This is a genomic window from Stenotrophomonas rhizophila, assembly GCF_003751305.1.
Classification (GTDB): domain Bacteria; phylum Pseudomonadota; class Gammaproteobacteria; order Xanthomonadales; family Xanthomonadaceae; genus Stenotrophomonas; species Stenotrophomonas rhizophila_B.
On the sequence record NZ_RJKV01000002.1, the window covers coordinates 72,806 to 91,085 of the forward strand.

The window sequence follows — 18,280 nt, forward strand, 5'->3', positions numbered from 1 at the left end:
CGTCTAGGTCGCAGCCACCGCGTTCGCGGCCGCGGGCAGGATATGGTCTGCGCTCAACGGTGCCAAGCGCAGGCCATGCGGCGGGTGCAGCGGCACCCACGCAAGTTCGGCGATTTCCGCCTGTGCGCGGGGCATGCCGATGACCGTCACCAGGTAGGCATGGGCCCGTACGCGGTGCCCGGCTTCGTGCACCGCCCAGGCGTCGAACCGGCCCAGCGGCACGGCATTGGCGGGGTCCACCGTCACCCCGAGTTCTTCCTGCAGCTCACGCGCCAGGGCGACCAAGGGTGCTTCACCGGGCTCGGGCTTGCCGCCGGGCTGGATGAACGTATCCGAGCCCTGTTTGCGCACCACCAGTACGCGGCCGTCGGGATCGAAAACGACCGCGGCGACGATATCGATCGTCGCCGCGGCGTGCTGCCCGTCAGTAGAAACCGACGTCATCGCTGGATTACTTCAGGTTTTCTTCGAACAGCTTGAGGATGCGCTTGTACTGGTCCAGCCAGGAATCGGCACGCACATAGCCGTGGCGTTCCAGCGGGTACGGCGCGATCGACCAGTTGTCCTTGTGCAGCTCGATCAGCTTCTGGGTGAGGTTGACCGAGTCCTGGAAGAACACGTTGTCATCCATCATCCCGTGCGCGATCAGCAGGTGATCCTGCAGGCCTTCGGCGTACTCGATCGGCGACGACGTGCGGTACGCCTCCGGGTCGATGTCCGGGGTGTTGAGGATGTTGGCGGTGTAGCCGTGGTTGTACTGGTGCCAATCAACCACCGGGCGCAGCGCGGCGCCGGCCTTGAACGTGCCCGGCGAGCGGAACAGCGCCATGAAGGTCATGAAGCCGCCGTAGGAACCGCCGTAGATGCCGGCGTGGTCACGGTCGCCCTGCTTGGTGGCGACCAGCCAGTCCAGGCCGTCCTTGTAGTCTTCCAGTTCCGGGTGGCCCATGTTGCGGTAGATCGCCGTGCGCCAGTCGCGGCCGTAGCCGGCGCTGCCGCGGTAATCCATGTCCAGCACCACGTAGCCCTTCTGCACCAGCAGGTTGTGGAACATCTGCTCGCGGAAGTAGGCCGGGTACTGCTGGTGTACGTTCTGCAGGTAACCGGCGCCGTGCACGAACATGGCGATCGGGTACTGTTTGCCCGGCTCGAAGGTCTCCGGGCCGTAGTACTTGGCCCAGACCACGCCGGCACCGTGCTTGGACGGCACCTGCACCAGCTTGGGCTGGACCCACTCGCGCGCCTTGAACTCGGCGGTGCGGGTGTCGGTCAGCACCTTGGCCTGGCCACCGGCAGCGGGCACCACGGCCAGCTGGGTCGGCAGGTAGGCGCCGGAGTAACGCACCAGCAGCTGCTGGCCGTCCGGGGACAGCGAGAAGTCTTCCACGCCGTTGAGCGAGGTCAGCTCACGCACCTGCTTGCTGGCGTTGTCCACCGCGCACACTTCGTAGTCGCCCGGCGACTGCTGGTTGCACAGGAAGTAGAAGCCGCGGCCGTCGGCGCTGGGTACCGGCATCGAGGTTTCCCACTTGCCGCCGGTCAGCGCCTGCGGCCTGGCCGTGCCCTGCTGGGTGTACAGGTGCGAGTAGCCTGATTCCTCGGACAGCAGCCACAGCGTGCGGTTGTCGTTGGACCAGCCGAAATCGTTGAAGCTCCAGTTGATCCAGGCGCTGTCGGTCAAGCGATGACGCGTCTCCAGCTTGGCACTGGCCGGGGTCACGCTGGCGATCCAGCGATCCTTGTTGTCGTTGGCGCGCAGCATGATCGCGGCCTGCTGACCATCGGGGCTCCAGCGGATGCCGGGCGCGCCGGGGCCACCAAGCACTTCCACCGGGCGGTTGCCCTTGAGGGCGTCCTTGCCAGCGGCCTTGCGCAGCGCGGCCAGCGGATCGGTGCCGATGCCCGGCAGGCCGTCCATCGACAGCGGCTTGACCGTACCAGCGACGGCATCGACCAGCCACAGCGCATTCGGCTCCGGATCGTTGCGGCCCACGCGGGTGCGGGTGTCCTCGAACTCTTCGTAACCCGACTCGGTCACGTACTTGGGCATCTTGCCACCGCGGCCTTCATCGAAGCTCTTCGGCTTGGTGACCACGATCAGGGTGCGTGCATCGGGTGAGAGCACGCTGTCGACGATCTCCACATCCGCGCCCAGATACACCGGGCCCGGTGCGCGGGTGCCATCGGCGCGGCGCCAGCTGGCTTCCTGTGCCTTGAGCGCCTCGCGCTGGGCGCGATCATTGCGCAGCGTGGCCAGGGTACGCAGCTGCTGTTCGCGCAGGGTATCGGCCTTGGGCGCATCGTCCGGATTCTTCTCGGCCTTCAGGCTGGCGACCTGCTGCACGCCGGCCGCAGCCGTCCAATGGAACCAGTTCTGGCCGGTGCGCCAGATCACACCGCCGTCGCGGGCGAAATTGACCGCGCCGGACTTCTCGGTGCTGCGGGTCAGCTGGGTCAGGGCGCCGCTGCGCAGGTCGCGCACGAACACATCGCCGTTGCGCACGAAGGCCGAGCGCTGGCGCGCGCTGTCGTAGACCGGGCTGTCCACATCCAGGGTGCCGCGCTGGTCATCGCCCACCTGTGCGGCCACGCCACCGGCGACCGGCTGGCGGAAGGTATCGCGCACCGGGCTGCCGTTGCGCTTGAGCTGGTACTCGACCTGCTGGCTGTTCCAGGACCACCAGGCGCTCTCGACCGGCGGACCGATCCAGTCCGGGTCGGCCATGGCCTGCTCGATGGTGATCGGCGTCGGCGCCGCATGGGCAGCACCGCCGAGGGCGGCGAGCAGCAGCAGGGACAAAGGCAGCGTTCTGGGCATTGCGGGCGGCACCAATGAGGAAAACCCGGCAAGCGTAGCAGCCGCTAGGGCCGCAGGAAGGGGCCACAGGTCATGGGCGTGTGCTCGCGCGGAAGGCAAGCGGTGGTCGGTGGGTTGGGCGCTGGGGCCCCATACCCTTTCCGGCGAATGTCCCCCGGCGTCGGCCTGCGGCCGACCCCTCCTCCTTTATTTCGCCTCCAAGGGTATGGGGCCCCAGCGCCCAACCCACCGACAGGCCCCGAAAAGCCTGGCTTCCCCTGCCGGCCGCTAAGGGGCCCTCACGCTCGCGGTAGCCCCTGCGACAAAGTGAAGCAGCGCGTCACCGGGTCGCATGTGCCTTTCACGGATACAGGCCCAGACTGGTGCGGATTTCAGAAGCCAGTCGGAGGCGTCTCTTGGACGCGTTGTTGTTGTCCCGGATCCAGTTCGGGTTCGTCATCAGTTTCCACGTGCTGTTCCCGGCCTTCACGATCGGTACCGCCAGCTGGCTGGCTTTTGTCGAATCGCGCTGGCTGCGCACCGGCAATCCGGTCTGGCGCGAGCTGTATTTCTTCTGGCAGAAGATCTTCGCGGTCTCCTTCGGCATGGGCGTGGTCAGCGGCATCGTCATGGCCTTCCAGTTCGGCACCAACTGGCCCCGGCTGAGCGAGGTCGCCGGCACGGTGATCGGCCCGCTGCTGACCTATGAAGTGCTCACGGCGTTCTTCCTGGAAGCCAGCTTCCTGGGCGTGATGATGTTCGGCTGGGGCAAGGTCTCGCCGCGCCTGCATTTCTTCTCCACCTGCATGGTGGCGCTGGGCACGCTGGTCTCCACGTTCTGGATCCTGTCCTCCAACAGCTGGCTGCAGACGCCGGCCGGCTACACGATGGTCGATGGCATCGTGCACCCGGACAGCTGGTGGCAGATTGTCTTCAACCCGTCCTTCCCCTACCGCCTGGCGCACATGGCGCTGGGCTCGTTCATCACCACCTGCTTCGTGATTGGCGGCGTGGGCGCGTGGTACCTGCGAAAGGATGTGCACCGCGAAGCCGGCCGCAAGATGCTGCTGGCGGCGGTGGGCTTCGCCGCGCTGACGGTGCCGGTACAGATCTTCGTCGGCGACATGCATGGCCTGAATACCCTCAAGCACCAGCCGATGAAGATCGCGGCGATGGAAGCGCATTGGCATTCCGAAGGCGAGGGCAAGGGTGTCCCGCTGGTGGTGTTCGCGGTGCCCAATGAAAAGGCCGAGCGCAACGACTACGAAATCGCGATCCCGCGCCTGGGCAGCCTGATCCTCACTCATTCGTTGGACGGCACCTTCGATCCGCTCACCTCGGTGCCTGCCAGCGATCGCCCGCCGGTGGTGCCGGTGTTCTTCGCGTTCCGGGTGATGGTCGGGCTGGGCACGCTGATGCTGCTGCTGGCCTGGGTTTCGGCGTTCCAGTGGTGGCGCGGCAAGTTGCTGCAGTCGCGCTGGCTGATCCGCGGCTGGAACTGGATGCTGCCCAGCGGCTTCATCGCGCTGATCTCCGGGTGGTTCGTGACCGAGATGGGCCGGCAACCGTGGGTGGTCTATGGCGTGCTGCGCACGGCCGATGCCGTCGGCCCACAGAGTGCGTGGATGACGGCGCTGTCGCTGGGCGTGTACATCGTCGGCTATGCGTTCGTGTTCGGCTGGGGCGTCTGGTACCTGGTGAAGATCATCCGCACCGGTCCCAAGCCGCATGAGCCTGCACCGAAGCTGGATGCCGGCAGCCACACCCCGGCGCGGCCGCTGTCCGGTGCCGATGAACCGCTGGAGGAGCGCTGAGATGGAGATGACAACCTGGCTGCCGGTGGCATGGTTCGCGGTGATCGGCTTTGGTGTGCTGATGTACGTGGTGCTGGATGGCTTCGTGCTCGGCATCGGCATCCTCGCGCCGATGGCCGAGGATGAAGAACAGCTGGACATCATGATGAACACTGCCGCCCCGATCTGGGACGGCAACGAAACCTGGCTGGTACTGGGCGGGGCCGGGCTGATGGCCGCCTTCCCCAAGGCCTACGCCGCGCTGCTGTCGGCGCTGTACCTGCCGGTCCTGTTGCTGGTGGTCGCGCTGGTGTTCCGCGGCGTCGCCTTCGAGTTCCGCTTCAAGGCGCACCGCTCGCGCAGGCTGTGGAGCGTGGCCTTTGGCCTGGGCTCGCTGCTGGCCGCCTTCGCGCAGGGCGTGGTCCTGGGCGCACTCGTGCAGGGTCTGCAGGTGGTGGATGGCCGCTACGTGGGCGGCGCCTTCAGCTGGTTCAGCCCGTTCTCGATGCTGACCGGCGCAGCGGTGGTGTTTGGCTACGCGCTGCTCGGCAGTACCTGGTTGATCCTCAAGACCGAAGGCCGCGAGCAGACGTTCGCACGCACCTTGACCCGCCCGCTGGTGGTGGCGGTGATCGTGTTCATGGGCTTGGTGAGCGCGTGGTTGCCGTTCCTGGATTCGCGCCTGATGGCGCGCTGGTTCAGCGATGGCAACTTCTGGTGGCTGTCGCCGGTGCCGTTGCTGACGTTGGCCGTGGCCACCGCGCTGTGGCGCAGCGCGATGCATCCCAAGCGCGATCTGCCGCCGTTCCTGTTGACGCTGGCGCTGTTCGTCCTTGGCTTCATCGGCCTGGTGCTGGGCATGTGGCCGTATCTGCTGCCGCCGAGCATGACGTTGTGGCAGGCCGCCGCGCCGGCCTCGTCGCTGAGTTTCAGCCTGGTCGGGCTGGTGATCCTGCTGCCGGTGATCCTGGGTTACACGGCGTGGTCATACCGGGTGTTCCGCGGCAAGGTTCGGGCGGATGTGGGGTATCACTGAGGCGGTGTGACCGCTTGCCGCGCGTCACTGTTCCGTGTGGGTCGAGGGCTGCCAGCCCTCGACCCGGACAGTGCTGCCTCGGCGGCGGGAAGGGTCAACCGCATAAAAACGGGTCAAGAGCAGCCGACCATGGGTCGGCTCTACCAGAGCAGTACCTCGCTTGAATGTCGAGAAGACGCAGCAAGTAGCCGATCCGCCGCAGTCTGCTTTTGATGTTCACCTGCGCACCAGCCAACTGTCGAAGGGGCGGTGTGGGTGGGGTGGCGGGACCATGTGTTGCCATGGATGGCAACACATGAGCTTACAAGGACGTACTTGCAGCGGGTCCCGACATCCCACCCACACCGACCCAGGCCAGGCACGCCCGGCAAACCAAAGCATTTGGCTTCTAAACGCTCTCAGCTGCTAAAGAGTCGTTGGCTGCGAAAAGAGCAGCCGACCAGCGGTCGGCACTACAGGGCCTGGAGGGCGGTAAAACGGAGGACAACGCCTAGAACTCAGCCGTGCAGCCCTTCAATCTCCACCAGCAGCTCCGCCCGGCAGACTTCCGCATGCAACACCACGAACGGCGGCGCCGTCGGAAGCGCCGCCATCTGCGCCGCCACCGCCCCCATATCCTCCGCGCGCCGCACATACACCTTCAGCACCGACGTCGACCCCAGCATCGGTGACAGCGACGGCCGCTGACCGCGCGCCGTATCCACCAGACTCTGCAGATTCCTCAGCGTCTCCCGCAACTGATCATCCACCGCCCCCGTGTGCTGCGACACATGCCCCACGATCGCCGCCGTCCCCGACTGCAGCAACGGCAGCCCCGTCGCCAACGGCGGCAGCAGCGCCCGCGAGAAACTCGGCGACTGCGGCCCGTACTGGCGTGGATAACGGAACGCGCTCACCTGGCGCGGATTCTCCAGCGGCTGGCCCGGCTCGCGCGCTGCCAGCCAATACACCTGCAGCCGGCGCTCACCGTCGAAACGACCGATGCAGGTTGCCGCCGGCAACGCGGCCTCATCCAGCTCCCGCAGGCCCCGCACGCGGCCCACGCAGAAACGTCGATAGCGTTCATCATCGCCATCGCCTTCGGTCACCGCGTCGAGATAGTTCCAGGTCCGCAGCAGGTGCGGATAACCGCAGCGCGAGAGGAACGCGCTCATCCGCGCGTAGGCCTCGGTCGCGGCCGACTCGATGTCGCTGTCGATCTCGTCGATCTCCAGCACCCCGAACAGCAGGCCGTCGGTGTGCGACCAGCGCACGCCCTCGGTGATGCCGTGCTCGACCGGGGTGCTACCGCGCCAGACCTCGATCCGCCCCGGGCCGTGTTCGGCCAGCGGTACGTGCAGCCAGCGCGGGTCCTCCAGCGCGGCGTGGCGCAGACCAAAGCCGAAGACGGCCAGCGTGCACGGGTCGGCCAGCGCGGCATCGCGGTCCGCGGCCGGGGCATAGGCGACACGGAACAACGCGGGTCCGGGGGAAGGGGAAGCGATGGCCGGGTCCGCTGCGGTGTTGATCGTGTTGCTCATTTCAGAATGTGAATGCTGCCAGTGCCGAGAGTGTCATGATAGCGTGCGCACCTTTATCGGCACCGCGTCCGGTGCCGGACGCTGTCGACGACAGGCGTGGGCCGGCTGGCATGGGGGAGCCGCTCCGCGTTGCCATCATGGCGCGTGCCCGTCCTGGTACCCATCCATCATGTTGGCGTGAATGATCGAGTTTTCAGTATTGGATTGGTCGGCCTGGGCGCCGGGCATCACCACCCGGGAACAGTGGCAGGCGTGGGCGAACGCCCCCTGGCTGCCGACCGGTGAGGACACCCCGGCATTGTCCGAAGTGCCGGCCATGCAGCGCCGCCGGATCGAGCGGTTGGGGCGCATGGCGATCCAGACTGCCTGCTGGTGCGAGCAGCCTGACGACGGTGGCCAGGTGCCATTGGTGTTCGCCTCGCGGCATGGCGACGTGGCCCGCTCGATGGAACTGCTCAACACCCTGAGCGCGGACCAGCCGATGTCGCCGACGGCCTTCGGCCTGTCGGTGCACAACGCGATTGCCGCGCTGTATTCGATCGCCCGCGGGCATCGCGGCAACTATCTGGCGCTTGCCGCCGGCCGCGCCACGGTCGAGACCGCCTGCATCGAGGCCTTCGGGCTGCTGGCCGACGGCGCGCCCGAGGTGCGTCTGGTGGTCTATGAATCCGCCATGCCGCCGGTCTACGCGGGCTTCGCCGACGAGCCGGACCCGTTCTTTGCGTGGAGCTGGCGGCTGGGGCCGGCCGACGGTCCGGGCACCCGGCTGTCGCTGGGCTGGGGCGCCGGTGGCGAAGACCGCCCCTCCGAGGGGCTGCCGCATGGCCTGGACGTGCTGCGCTTCCTGCTGGCCGGTGAACCGGCACTGGCGCTGGATGCCGATGGCCAACGCTGGACCTGGCAACGCCATGGCTGAGCGCTGGCCGGCCCGGATCAACCATGCCTGGCGGGTGCTTGGCACGGGGCTGAGCTTTGCCGCCTTCGGGATCGGGGGGCTGGTGCTGGGCGGCCTGTTGTTCCTGTCGCTGCTGCTGATCCGCGATCCGGTGCGCCGGCGCGTCTTGGCGCGCCGCCTGGTCCAGGGCAGCTTCGCCACCCACGTTGGCCTGATGCGCCGGCTCGGGTTGATGACCTATGAGATCCGCGGGGGGGAGCGCCTGCAGCGCAACGGCCTGCTGATCCTGGCCAATCACCCGACCCTGATCGACGTGGTGCTGCTGATCGCCCAGCTGCCCAATGCCGATTGCGTGGTCAAGCAGGCCGTGGCGCGCAACCCGTTCATGCGCGGCCCGGTCCGCGCGGCCGGCTACGTCTCCAACGACGACGGGGCGGGCCTGATCGATGACTGCATCGCGGCGGTCCAGGCCGGCGGCAACCTGGTGATCTTCCCGGAAGGCACCCGAACCGTGCCGGGCCAGCCGCTGCGGCTGCAGCGCGGGGCCGCCAACATCGCGGTGCGGGGCCGGCTGGACATCACGCCGGTCCGGATCACCTGCACCCCGCTGACCCTGACCAAGGGCCAGAAATGGTATCGTGTGCCATCACGGCGATTTCACGTTCAGCTGGAAGTCGGGGAGGATCTCCCGATTGCCCCGTTTCTGAACGAGACCGGCGATGCGCCCAGGGGGGATGCCTTGGCCGCCCGGCGTGTGACCGACCATCTTGCCCACTACTTCGACTTCGCTGGAGACCCGACCCGTGCAAGCACTTGAGCACGAGATCAAGGAATTGATCATTTCATCGCTTTCACTGGAAGACATCACTCCCGAAGACATCGATTCCGCCGCGCCCCTGTTCGTTGAAGGGCTGGGCCTGGATTCGATCGACGCGCTGGAACTTGGATTGGCCCTGCAGAAAAAGTACGGTGTCAGCCTGTCAGCCGATTCGGAAGAGACCCGTCGCCATTTCTCCAGCGTGCGTGCCCTGAGCGAGTTTGTCGCCGCACGCCAGCCGTCCTAACGGCGCGTCAGGATTTACCCATGACCAAGAACGAACTTTTCGAGCGCATCGTCAAGATCCTCAAGGACAGCTTTGAGATCGAGCCGAGCCGTATCACGCCCGCCGCGCGGCTGTATGACGACCTGGACATCGACAGCATCGACGCGGTCGACCTGATCGTGCAGCTCAAGCCGCTGCTCGGCCGCAATCTGCAGCCGGAAGCGTTCAAACAGGTGCGCACCGTGCAGGACATCGTGGATGTGGTGCACGGGCTGTTGCCCGGTCAAGCGGCCGCCTGACGGCCATCGCTGAAGACTGACCATGGTCCGGGTACGCGTCGCGGCGTTTGCGTTGCTGTCGCTGGCATACCCGCTGGTGGTCTACCTGTCGCTGGGCCGGTTCGAGCCGCGCTGGTTGTCGCTGCTGCTGTTCACCCTGGCCGCGCTGCGCGCGCTGACCACCCGCCAGGCGGTGTGGTGGGTGGCCGCACTCGGCACCGGTGTACTCGCCCTGGTGGCCACGGCCTTCAACGAGGCGCTGCCGCTGAAGCTGTACCCCGCGCTGGTGAACGCGGTGATGCTGGTCATCTTCGCCACCAGCCTGCGCTTCGGGCCGAGTGCCGTGGAGCGCCTGGCGCGGCTGAGCGAGCCGGACCTGCCGCCGTTTGCCGTGATCTATACCCGCCGCGTCACGTGGATCTGGTGCGGATTCTTTGTTCTCAACGGAAGTCTGGCTCTGGCCACGGCGCTGTGGGCGTCCAACCAGGTCTGGGCGTTCTACAACGGATTGTTGGCGTACGTGATGATGGGTGCTCTGTTTGGCGGGGAATGGCTGGTCCGGCGACGGGTCAAGGCGGCGCATGCCCATGGCTGAGTGGATCGCACTGGACCGGCTGGCGCTGGCCCCGCGCCCGGGCCGCATCGTGGGCATCGCCGGCGACGCCGTGGTGGAGCACCCGCAGTTCCGCGCGCAGGTGCTGGGCTGGCGGCAGGCGTTCGCGCGTGCACCCGGCACCGACTGGGCCCTGTATTTCGATGACACGCTGACCTTCGCCGCCGCCCTGCTGGGTGCCTGGCATGCCGGCAAGCGGGTGTTCCTGGGCGGCGACAACCTGCCGGCCACGCTGGAAGGGCTGAGCCCGCGCGTGGCCGGGTTCGCCGGTGACGTCCCGGCCCGGTATGCGCCGCTGCAGCCCGATGCGGCGGCCGATCCGGAGCAGGTGCTGCAGCCGTTGGACGAAGCGGTGCTGGAGCTGGTGGTGTTCACCTCCGGCAGCACCGGCGCGCCGAGCGCCATCGTCAAACGCATGCACCAGCTGACCCGTGAGGTGGATGCGCTGCAGGCCGCCTTCGGCGAGCAGCTCGACGGTGCGCAGGTGCAGGGCACGGTCTCGCACCAGCACATCTACGGGCTGCTGTTCCGGGTGCTGTGGCCGCTGGTGGCCGGGCGCGCGATCCAGCCACGCCGGTTCTTCCACGAAGACCTGATCAGCGCGCTGGGCGGCCAGCCGTCAGTGCTGGTGGCTACCCCGGCCCATCTCAAACGCCTGCCCGAGCAGTTGGACTGGTCCTCGCTGGACGGTCAGCTGCGCGCGGTGTTCTCCTCTGGTGGTCCGCTGCCGACCGAGGCGGCGCTGCAGGTGCGCGCCTTGATGGGCGTGGCCCCGACCGAAGTCTTCGGCAGCAGTGAGACCGGTGGCGTGGCGTGGCGGCGCTGGAGCGCAGCGCGGCCGCAGTGGCATCCGTTGCCCGGCGTCGCCTGGCGGATCGATGAGGGCTGCCTGGCGGTCCGCTCGCCGCACCTGGCGAGCGAGGACTGGTGGCTGACCCAGGACCGTGCCGTGGCCGACGACGGCCACAGCTTCCGTCTGCTCGGCCGCGCCGATCGCATCGTCAAGATCGAAGAGCGCCGCGTCTCGCTGGATGCCCTGGAGCAACAGCTGCGCGCGCACCCGGCCGTACAGGAGGTGCGCGTGCTGGTGTTGCCGGGCGCGCGCGAACAGCTGGCCGCCGTGGTGGTGCCGCAGGCGACGGGCGCCGCACAGTGGGATGACGCCGAGCGCCGCCGCCAGGCGCAGCAGCTCAGCGCGCATCTGGCCCGCAGCCATGACGCCGTGACCCGGCCGCGCCGCTGGCGCTTCATCGACGAACTCCCCGTCAACGCGCAGGGCAAGGTTACCGCCGCGGCACTGGCGGCGCTGTTCCGCCCGTTGATGCCGACGGCCGAGTGGCAGCAGCGCGATGACACCACCGCGCTGCTTCAGTTTGTTCTGGATCCTGACCTGGTGGCGTTCGATGGGCATTTCCCGCAGGCGAAGATCCTGCCCGGCGTGGTTCAGCTGGACTGGGCGATCCACTACGGCCGCAGCGCCTTCACGATGCCGCCGCGGTTCGTACGGATGGATGCGGTGAAGTTCCAGCATGTGGCGCGCCCCGGCGACTGCCTGCAGTTGAGCCTGGGCTGGGATGCGGCCAAATCGGCAATGAGCTTCCGCTATGTCTCCGACCATGGCGTGCATGCCAGCGGCCGGGTGGTGTTCGGCGATGCGTGATGACACGGGCAGTGACATGAGCAGGTCGGCCTTCACCCCGCTGGTGGTGATCCCGGTCTACGACCACGCGCATGCGATCGGCGCGGTGGTGCAGGGCGTGCTCGCCAGTGGCCTGCCGTGCCTGCTGGTGGACGATGGTTCGCATCTGGACTGTGCGCAGGTGCTCGATGCCCTGGCGCGCGCGCACGCACCGCAGGTGACGCTGCTGCGGCTGGCCGTCAATCAGGGCAAGGGCGGCGCGATGCTGGCCGGGTTCGCCGAGGCGGCGCGTCTGGACTACAGCCATGTGCTGCAGATCGATGCCGATGGCCAGCACGACACCGGCGATATCCCGCGCTTCGTCGCGCTGTCGCAGGCGCAGCCGGAGGCGGTGATCTGTGGCACGCCCGCCTACGATGCGAGCGTGCCCAAGGCGCGCCTGTACGGCCGATATGCCACGCACATCTGGGTCTGGATCAACACGCTGTCGCTGCAGATCCGCGACTCGATGTGCGGCTTCCGCCTGTATCCGCTGGCACCGGTGACGCGCCTGGTCGGCGAGGAAACCATCGGCCGGCGCATGGATTTCGACAGCGAAATCCTGGTGCGGTTGTTCTGGCGCGGCGTCAAAGTGATCAATGTGCCGACCGCCGTCACCTATCCCAGTGATGGCGTCTCGCACTTCGACGTGTGGCGCGACAACGTGCGCATCAGCCGCATGCACGCGCGCCTGTTCTTCGGGATGCTGTGGCGCGCGCCGCGGCTGCTGTGGCAGCGCATCGCAGGTGCTCGCGCATGACCACGCCTGCACCTGAGGGCGCGCCGCACTGGGCCGACATCGGCGAGTCGACCTCGGCCGCCGGCGTGCTGTTCCTGTGCTGGGTGCACCGCTGGTTCGGGCGCTGGCCGTTCCGCCTGTGCGTCTACCCGGTGGTGCTCTGCCATTGGCTGACCAACCGGGTCGCGCGCGAATCCTCGCTGCAGTATCTGGAGCGTCTGCAGGCGCACACCGGCGTGTTTTCCGCACCGCCGGGCCGCTGGCAGAGCCTGAAGCACTTCGCGCTGTTTGCCGACACCATGCTCGACAAGCTGCTGGGCCTGGGCGGCCGCTACCCACCCGAGCGCATCTATCTGCAGCGCGACCTGGTGCTGGACAAGATCGCGCGCCGTGAAGGCGGCCTGATCCTCACCGCGCACATCGGGTGCCTGGAGTTGTGCCAGGTGCTGGCCGAGCAGGTGCCCGGCTTCCACATCACCGTGCTGGTGCACACCGCGCACGCGCAGCGTTTCAACCGGCTGATGCAGCGGCTTGATCCGCTGGCCTCGGTGGAACTGCTGCAGGTCACGGACATGGGCCCGGCCACCGCGGTCGAGCTGCAGCGCCGGGTCGAGGCGGGTGGCTTCGTGGCCATCGTCGGCGATCGCGTGCCGCTGCGCGGCGGTCGCACGGTACCGGCCTCGTTCCTCGGCCACACCGCGCAGTTCCCGATCGGCGCCTATGTGCTCGCTGCGGCACTGGCGTGCCCGGTCTACACCATGGCCTGCCTGCACCACGGCGCAGGCTACCGCGTGCGCTTTGAGCATTTCACCGACCGCATCGTATTGCCGCGCGGTTCGCGTGACGCCGCGCTGACTGCGCAGGCTGAAGATTTCGCCCGGTGGCTGGAAGTTCAGGTCATCCAGGCACCCTTGGACTGGTTCAATTTCTTCCCCTTCTGGGATCAGGCATCTCATGGCAAGTAAGGCCGATCAGGCACCCTCCGTCCGCTTCGGCGATGCGCCGCTGACCATCGAAGACGTGGTCGCGCTCTCGCAGCGGCAGGCACAGGCCGTCGTCACCGACGATGCGGCATTCACCGCGCACATCCAGCGCGGCGCGGATTTCCTTGATCGCCTGCTGCGCGAAGATGGCGTCATCTACGGGGTGACCACCGGCTACGGCGATTCGTGCACGGTGAACATCCCGCCGGCGCTGGTGGCCGAGCTGCCGCATCACCTGTTCACCTACCACGGCTGTGGCCTGGGCCGTTTCCTGGATCCGCAGGAGACCCGCGCAGTGATCGCTGCACGCCTGGCCTCGCTGGTGCGTGGCATGTCCGGCGTCAGTCATCCGCTGCTGCAGGGCCTGGCCACGCTGCTGCGTCACGATGTGCTGCCGCTGATTCCGGCCGAGGGCTCGGTCGGTGCCAGTGGCGATCTGACCCCGCTGTCCTACGTGGCCGCGGTGCTGTGTGGCGAGCGCGAGGTGATGTACCAGGGGGCGCGCCGCCCGGCCGCCGAGGTGCTGGCCGAGATCGGCATGACCCCGCTGCGGCTGCGCCCCAAGGAAGGCCTGGCGATCATGAACGGCACCGCCGTGATGACGGCGCTGGCCTGCCTGGCGTATGACCGCGCCGATTACCTGACCAAGCTGGCCACGCGCCTGACCGCGTTCAACGTGCTGGCCAGTGACGGCAACGCGCACCACTTCGATGAGATGCTGTTCGCCGCCAAGCCGCACCCGGGCCAGATGCAGATCGCCGCGCGCCTGCGCCAGGACCTGCACAGCGATCGTCCGCCGCGCAACGAACAGCGCCTGCAGGACCGTTACTCGCTGCGCTGCGCGCCGCACGTGATCGGCGTGGTCCAGGATGCGTTGCCGTTCTTCCGCCAGCTGATCGAAACCGAACTCAACAGCGCCAACGACAACCCGCTGATCGATGTCGAGGGCGAGCGCATCCTGCACGGCGGGCACTTCTATGGGGGCCACATCGCCTTTGCGATGGATGCGCTGAAGAACACCATTGCCAACCTGGCCGATCTGCTCGACCGGCAGATGGCGCTGGTGGTGGACGCGCGCTTCAACCACGGCCTGCCGGCCAATCTGTCGGCCGCCACCGGTGAGCGTGCAGCGATCAATCATGGCCTGAAGGCGCTGCAGATCAGCGTGTCGGCCTGGACCGCCGAAGCGCTCAAGCAGACCATGCCGGCCTCGGTGTTCTCGCGGTCCACCGAATGCCACAACCAGGACAAGGTCAGCATGGGTACCATCGCCGCGCGCGATTGCCTGCGCGTGATCGAACTGACCGAACAGGTTGTCGCCGCGCTGCTGATCACTGCCCGCCAGGGCGTGGCGCTGCGCGAGCGCGTCGGCATGAAGGCGACGTTGCACGGCGATCTGGCTGCGATGTACCAGGACCTGTCCGAGCGCATCGCCCTGATCGAGGAAGACCGCGCGCTGGATGGCGAGCTGCGCGCCCTGCTGGATGACATCCGCGCACAGCGCTGGGAGTTGTATGTCGACGCCTGACCTGAGCTTTGAGGTGACGCTGTCGCCGGCGTTCCATGACTGCGACGCCATGGAAGTGGTCTGGCATGGCAATTACTTCAAGTACTTCGAGATCGCGCGCTGCGCACTGCTGCAGCGTCACGATTACGACTACCCGCAGATGCGCGATTCCGGCTACCTGTGGCCGGTGGTCGATGCGCGGGTCAAGTACATCCGGCCGCTGCTGTACGGCCAGGCGCTGCGCGTGCGCGCCACGATCACCGAGTGGGAAAACCGCCTGAAGATCGCCTACGAAATCCTGGATGCGGACAGCGGTACCACGCTGACCCGCGCCCATACCATCCAGGTCGCGGTCGACGCGGCCACCAATGAAATGCTCTACCTGTGCCCGCCGGTGCTGTGGGAGCGTCTGGGAGTGCAACCGCAATGAACCGTTTCCTGCGCACGCTGTGCGTGCTGGTGATGCTGGCCGTGGTCGCCCCGGCGCTTGCCGCTACCGATGTGGAGGCCGTCAAACAGCGCGTGGCCAAGGTCGACGTGCTGCGTGGCGAGTTCACCCAGGAGAAGCAGGTCGCCGGCTTCAAGAATCCGCTGCGCTCGCAGGGCCGCTTCGTGCTGGCCCAGGACCACGGGGTGATCTGGACCACGCTCAAGCCGTTTCCGTCCGAGGTGGTGGTCACCCGTGACCGCATCCTCAGCCGGCAAAGCGATGGCAGCAGCCGGGTCGAACTCGATGGCCGTCAGCAACCGGCGATGCGTTCGGTCAACGCGATCATGTTCGCGCTGATGAGTGGCGATGCGCAGGCGCTGTCGGCGCAGTTCACGGTCAAGGTGGAGGTGCTGCCTGGCAACGCCTGGAAAATGCAGCTGACCCCGCGCTCGGCGATGCTCGGCAAGGTGTTCGCGCAGCTCACCCTGAGCGGCGACCGTTACGTGCGCGAGGTCCAGATCAACGAGGCCAACCAGGATGTCACCCGCATCCATTTTGCCGGCATGAGCGATACGCCGGCCACGCTGAGCACCGCCGAGGGTCGCAGGTTTGAATGACGTGCTGACCTCGAACGGCCGCCTGCAGCGCGTCTGGCGCTGGCTGGCCATCGCCTGGCTGCTGGTGCTGGTCGGCCTGGGCGTGCAGCAGTGGCAGCTGTGGAAGAGCGAACCGCGGATCGATACCGACATTCTCGCGCTGCTGCCGCAGGACGCGCATGACCGTCTGTTGTCCGATGTCACCCGGCGCATCGCCGATGCCAATGCGCGCCAGATCGTGGTGCTGCTGGGCAGCACCGATGCGGCGCAGACCAAGGCGGCCGAGGCGGCCTTCCGCGATGCCATCAAGGTAGAGCGGGGCGCTGCCCCGCTGCTCCAGGAGAGCGGCTCGATCGAGGGCTGGTTCGATCAGGCCCGCGCGTTCTACGCACCGTATCGCGACCGCCTGCTCACCAGCGCACAGCGTGAGCGGCTGCAGAATGAACCCACTCAGGGCCTGGCCGAGTCCGCGCTGGCGGCGCTGTACGGTCCGATGGGCGCACCGCGCCTGACCGAGTGGCGCCAGGATCCGCTGTCGCTGTGGCCGCAGTGGTGGCAGGAGCGTGCGCTGGGCTCGGGCCTGCAGATGGGCGACGACGGACTGCTGGAGGCCGATGGCAAACACTGGTCGATCGTGCAGTACGACACGGTGGGCTCGGCGTTCCAGCTCGATGGTGAGCGCCATATCGATCTGCTGCTGGACACCGCTGCCGAGGCCGCCGCCAGGCAGGCGCCGGGGCTGGAGGTGCTGCGCGCCGGTGTGCCGCTGCATGCCGAAGCCGCTGCGGTGCAGGCCAACTGGGAAATCAACACGATCGGCTGGGGCTCGCTGGCCGCGGTGCTGCTGCTGGTGTGGCTGGCATTCCGCTCGCTGCGCCCGATCCTGCTGGTGGCCGCCTCGCTGCTGATCGGCTGCGGTGTCGCGCTGGCGGTGACGGTGCTGGTATTCGGCAAGGTGCACGTGCTCACGTTGGTGTTTGGTGCGTCACTGGTCGGTGTTGCCGAGGACTACGGCATCCACTGGTTCGCCTCGCGCCAGGCCGAGCCGGCCGACCGCCGCTGGAAGCTGCTGCGGCATCTGCTGCCGGGCCTGTGGCTGGCGTTGCTGACCAGCGCGCTGGCGTATCTCGCGCTCGGTCTGGCCCCGTTCCCGGGGCTTCGCCAGATGGCGCTGTTCTCGGTGGTGGGCCTGGCCGCCGCCTTCCTGACCGTGATCTTCTGGTTCCCGTGGCTGGATGGCGGCGAAATCCGTCGCACCGGCTTCGCGCGCTGGCTCGGCGCCACGCTGGAGCGCTGGCCTCGCCTGCATGGGCGCAAGGCGGCGATGTTCCTGGGCGTGGTGACGCTGCTGTCGGCGATCGGCATCGCGCGCCTGCAGACCAACGATGACCTGCGCAGCCTGCAGTCGTCGCCACCGGAGCTGATCGCCCAGCAGATCCGCATCAGCCAGATGCTGGGCATGCCCAGCCCGGCGCAGTTCTATCTGGTGCAGGGTGACACCGCCGAGCAGGTGCTCGAGCGCGAAGAAGCGCTGATCGACCGCTTGCGCGTGCTGGAAGCAGACAAGCAGATCGGCGGCTACCGCGCGATCAGCGATTGGCTGCCGTCGCAGAAGCGCCAGCGCGCCGATGCCGCGCTGACGGCCAAGGTCGAGCCGCAGGTGCTGGCCCAGGTCGGTGAGGCCGTGGGTGAGCCGCTGCTGCGCCCCGCCTATGCCGCGCAGGATCTGCAGGCCGAGGCCTTCCTCGCATCGCCGGCGGCGATGCCGTTCCGCCACCTGTGGCTGGGCACGGTCGGGCAGGGCGTGGCGTCGGTGGTGATGGTCGATGACCTCTCCCGCGCCGATGCACTGGCCCTGCTGGAAGCACAGGCCAAGGGCATCGATGGCGTGCGCTGGGTCGACCGTACCGCCGATTTCTCGCAGCTGCTCAAGCACTACCGCAAGCTGATGAGCGGCCTGCTGCTGATCGGCGTCGCGCTGGTGTTCGCGGTGCTGTACTGGCGCTACCGCGGGCAGGCCTGGCGCGTGCTCGCCCCGACCCTGGTTGCCGGTGCGCTGACGCTGGCCCTGCTGGGCCTGTTCGGGCAACCGCTGCAGCTGTTCAACGTGCTCGCGCTCATGCTGCTGCTCGGCATGGGCATCGATTACGGCATCTTCCTGATCGAGCACCGCGGCGATGCCAGTGCCTGGTTGGCCGTGTGCGTTGGCGCGGCCAGTACCTGGCTGTCGTTCGGCCTGCTCGGGCTGTCGGCCACGCCGGCGCTGCGCGCGTTCGGCTTGACCCTGTTGTTCGGCATCGGCCTGGTCTGGCTGATTTCGCCGCTGTTCCGCCCCCCGCCGCACGACGCCCCGCATTGAGCGACCGCGTTTT

Annotated in this window: 17 protein-coding genes; 14 read left to right on the forward strand and 3 right to left on the reverse strand. The window is 67.6% G+C overall.

The annotated features are described in order from the left end of the window. Nucleotides 1-3 precede the first annotated feature (3 nt). A complete protein-coding gene (locus EDF74_RS08940; protein WP_123729825.1) occupies nucleotides 4-444 on the reverse strand; it encodes an NUDIX hydrolase in 441 nt (146 codons plus the stop codon). Between the two features lie 7 nt (nucleotides 445-451). Next, nucleotides 452-2,818 (reverse strand): S9 family peptidase, encoded by a 2,367-nt coding sequence (locus tag EDF74_RS08945; protein ID WP_184997172.1) that lies wholly within the window; start codon nucleotides 2,816-2,818, stop codon nucleotides 452-454. A 395-nt stretch (nucleotides 2,819-3,213) separates the two neighbouring features. Between EDF74_RS08945 and EDF74_RS08950 the strand changes: the two genes are divergently transcribed. Together EDF74_RS08950 and cydB are read left to right on the forward strand one after the other, a co-directional pair. Further along, entirely contained in the window at nucleotides 3,214-4,611 is a 1,398-nt protein-coding gene (locus EDF74_RS08950; protein ID WP_123729827.1) for a cytochrome ubiquinol oxidase subunit I, read from the forward strand. Between the two features lies 1 nt (nucleotide 4,612). Continuing rightward, entirely contained in the window at nucleotides 4,613-5,626 is a 1,014-nt protein-coding gene (cydB, locus tag EDF74_RS08955; protein WP_123729828.1) for a cytochrome d ubiquinol oxidase subunit II, read from the forward strand. Between the two features lie 497 nt (nucleotides 5,627-6,123). On the opposite strand, the gene EDF74_RS08960 is transcribed toward cydB, so the two are convergent. Beyond that, nucleotides 6,124-7,146 (reverse strand): pteridine-dependent deoxygenase, encoded by a 1,023-nt coding sequence (locus EDF74_RS08960; RefSeq protein WP_260232236.1) that lies wholly within the window; start codon nucleotides 7,144-7,146, stop codon nucleotides 6,124-6,126. 181 nt (nucleotides 7,147-7,327) lie between these two features. Between EDF74_RS08960 and EDF74_RS08965 the strand changes: the two genes are divergently transcribed. Genes EDF74_RS08965 through EDF74_RS09020 form a run of 12 tightly spaced genes read left to right on the forward strand, consistent with a single transcriptional unit; the run spans nucleotide 7,328 to nucleotide 18,267 of the window. Further along, a complete protein-coding gene (locus EDF74_RS08965; RefSeq protein WP_123729829.1) occupies nucleotides 7,328-8,062 on the forward strand; it encodes a beta-ketoacyl synthase chain length factor in 735 nt (244 codons plus the stop codon). Continuing rightward, a complete protein-coding gene (locus EDF74_RS08970) occupies nucleotides 8,055-8,858 on the forward strand; it encodes a lysophospholipid acyltransferase family protein (RefSeq protein WP_123729830.1) in 804 nt (267 codons plus the stop codon). The genes EDF74_RS08965 and EDF74_RS08970 overlap by 8 nt, the downstream gene beginning before the upstream one ends. Continuing rightward, nucleotides 8,845-9,105, forward strand: coding sequence for a phosphopantetheine-binding protein (locus EDF74_RS08975; protein ID WP_019185497.1), 261 nt, complete (start codon nucleotides 8,845-8,847; stop codon nucleotides 9,103-9,105). The genes EDF74_RS08970 and EDF74_RS08975 overlap by 14 nt, the downstream gene beginning before the upstream one ends. A gap of 20 nt (nucleotides 9,106-9,125) precedes the next feature. Further along, complete coding sequence (locus EDF74_RS08980; RefSeq protein ID WP_019185496.1) at nucleotides 9,126-9,383, forward strand: acyl carrier protein; 258 nt, start codon at nucleotides 9,126-9,128, stop codon at nucleotides 9,381-9,383. A gap of 22 nt (nucleotides 9,384-9,405) precedes the next feature. Then, nucleotides 9,406-9,957, forward strand: coding sequence for a hypothetical protein (locus EDF74_RS08985; protein ID WP_088433443.1), 552 nt, complete (start codon nucleotides 9,406-9,408; stop codon nucleotides 9,955-9,957). Beyond that, nucleotides 9,950-11,635 (forward strand): AMP-binding protein, encoded by a 1,686-nt coding sequence (locus tag EDF74_RS08990; RefSeq protein ID WP_123729831.1) that lies wholly within the window; start codon nucleotides 9,950-9,952, stop codon nucleotides 11,633-11,635. The genes EDF74_RS08985 and EDF74_RS08990 overlap by 8 nt, the downstream gene beginning before the upstream one ends. Beyond that, nucleotides 11,628-12,413 carry a glycosyltransferase family 2 protein gene (locus tag EDF74_RS08995; protein ID WP_123729832.1) on the forward strand — a complete coding sequence of 262 codons (786 nt, stop codon included), beginning with the start codon at nucleotides 11,628-11,630 and terminating at the stop codon, nucleotides 12,411-12,413. The genes EDF74_RS08990 and EDF74_RS08995 overlap by 8 nt, the downstream gene beginning before the upstream one ends. Continuing rightward, nucleotides 12,410-13,357 (forward strand): acyltransferase, encoded by a 948-nt coding sequence (locus EDF74_RS09000; protein ID WP_123729833.1) that lies wholly within the window; start codon nucleotides 12,410-12,412, stop codon nucleotides 13,355-13,357. Before EDF74_RS08995 ends, EDF74_RS09000 begins: the two co-directional genes overlap by 4 nt. Further along, on the forward strand, nucleotides 13,347-14,903 hold the full coding sequence (locus EDF74_RS09005) for an HAL/PAL/TAL family ammonia-lyase (protein WP_123729834.1): 1,557 nt from the start codon (nucleotides 13,347-13,349) through the stop codon (nucleotides 14,901-14,903). Before EDF74_RS09000 ends, EDF74_RS09005 begins: the two co-directional genes overlap by 11 nt. Then, entirely contained in the window at nucleotides 14,890-15,312 is a 423-nt protein-coding gene (locus EDF74_RS09010) for an acyl-CoA thioesterase (protein ID WP_123729835.1), read from the forward strand. Before EDF74_RS09005 ends, EDF74_RS09010 begins: the two co-directional genes overlap by 14 nt. Next, on the forward strand, nucleotides 15,309-15,929 hold the full coding sequence (locus EDF74_RS09015) for an outer membrane lipoprotein carrier protein LolA (RefSeq protein WP_123729836.1): 621 nt from the start codon (nucleotides 15,309-15,311) through the stop codon (nucleotides 15,927-15,929). The genes EDF74_RS09010 and EDF74_RS09015 overlap by 4 nt, the downstream gene beginning before the upstream one ends. Beyond that, nucleotides 15,922-18,267 carry an MMPL family transporter gene (locus EDF74_RS09020; protein ID WP_123729837.1) on the forward strand — a complete coding sequence of 782 codons (2,346 nt, stop codon included), beginning with the start codon at nucleotides 15,922-15,924 and terminating at the stop codon, nucleotides 18,265-18,267. Before EDF74_RS09015 ends, EDF74_RS09020 begins: the two co-directional genes overlap by 8 nt. The last annotated feature ends 13 nt before the right edge of the window (nucleotides 18,268-18,280 follow it).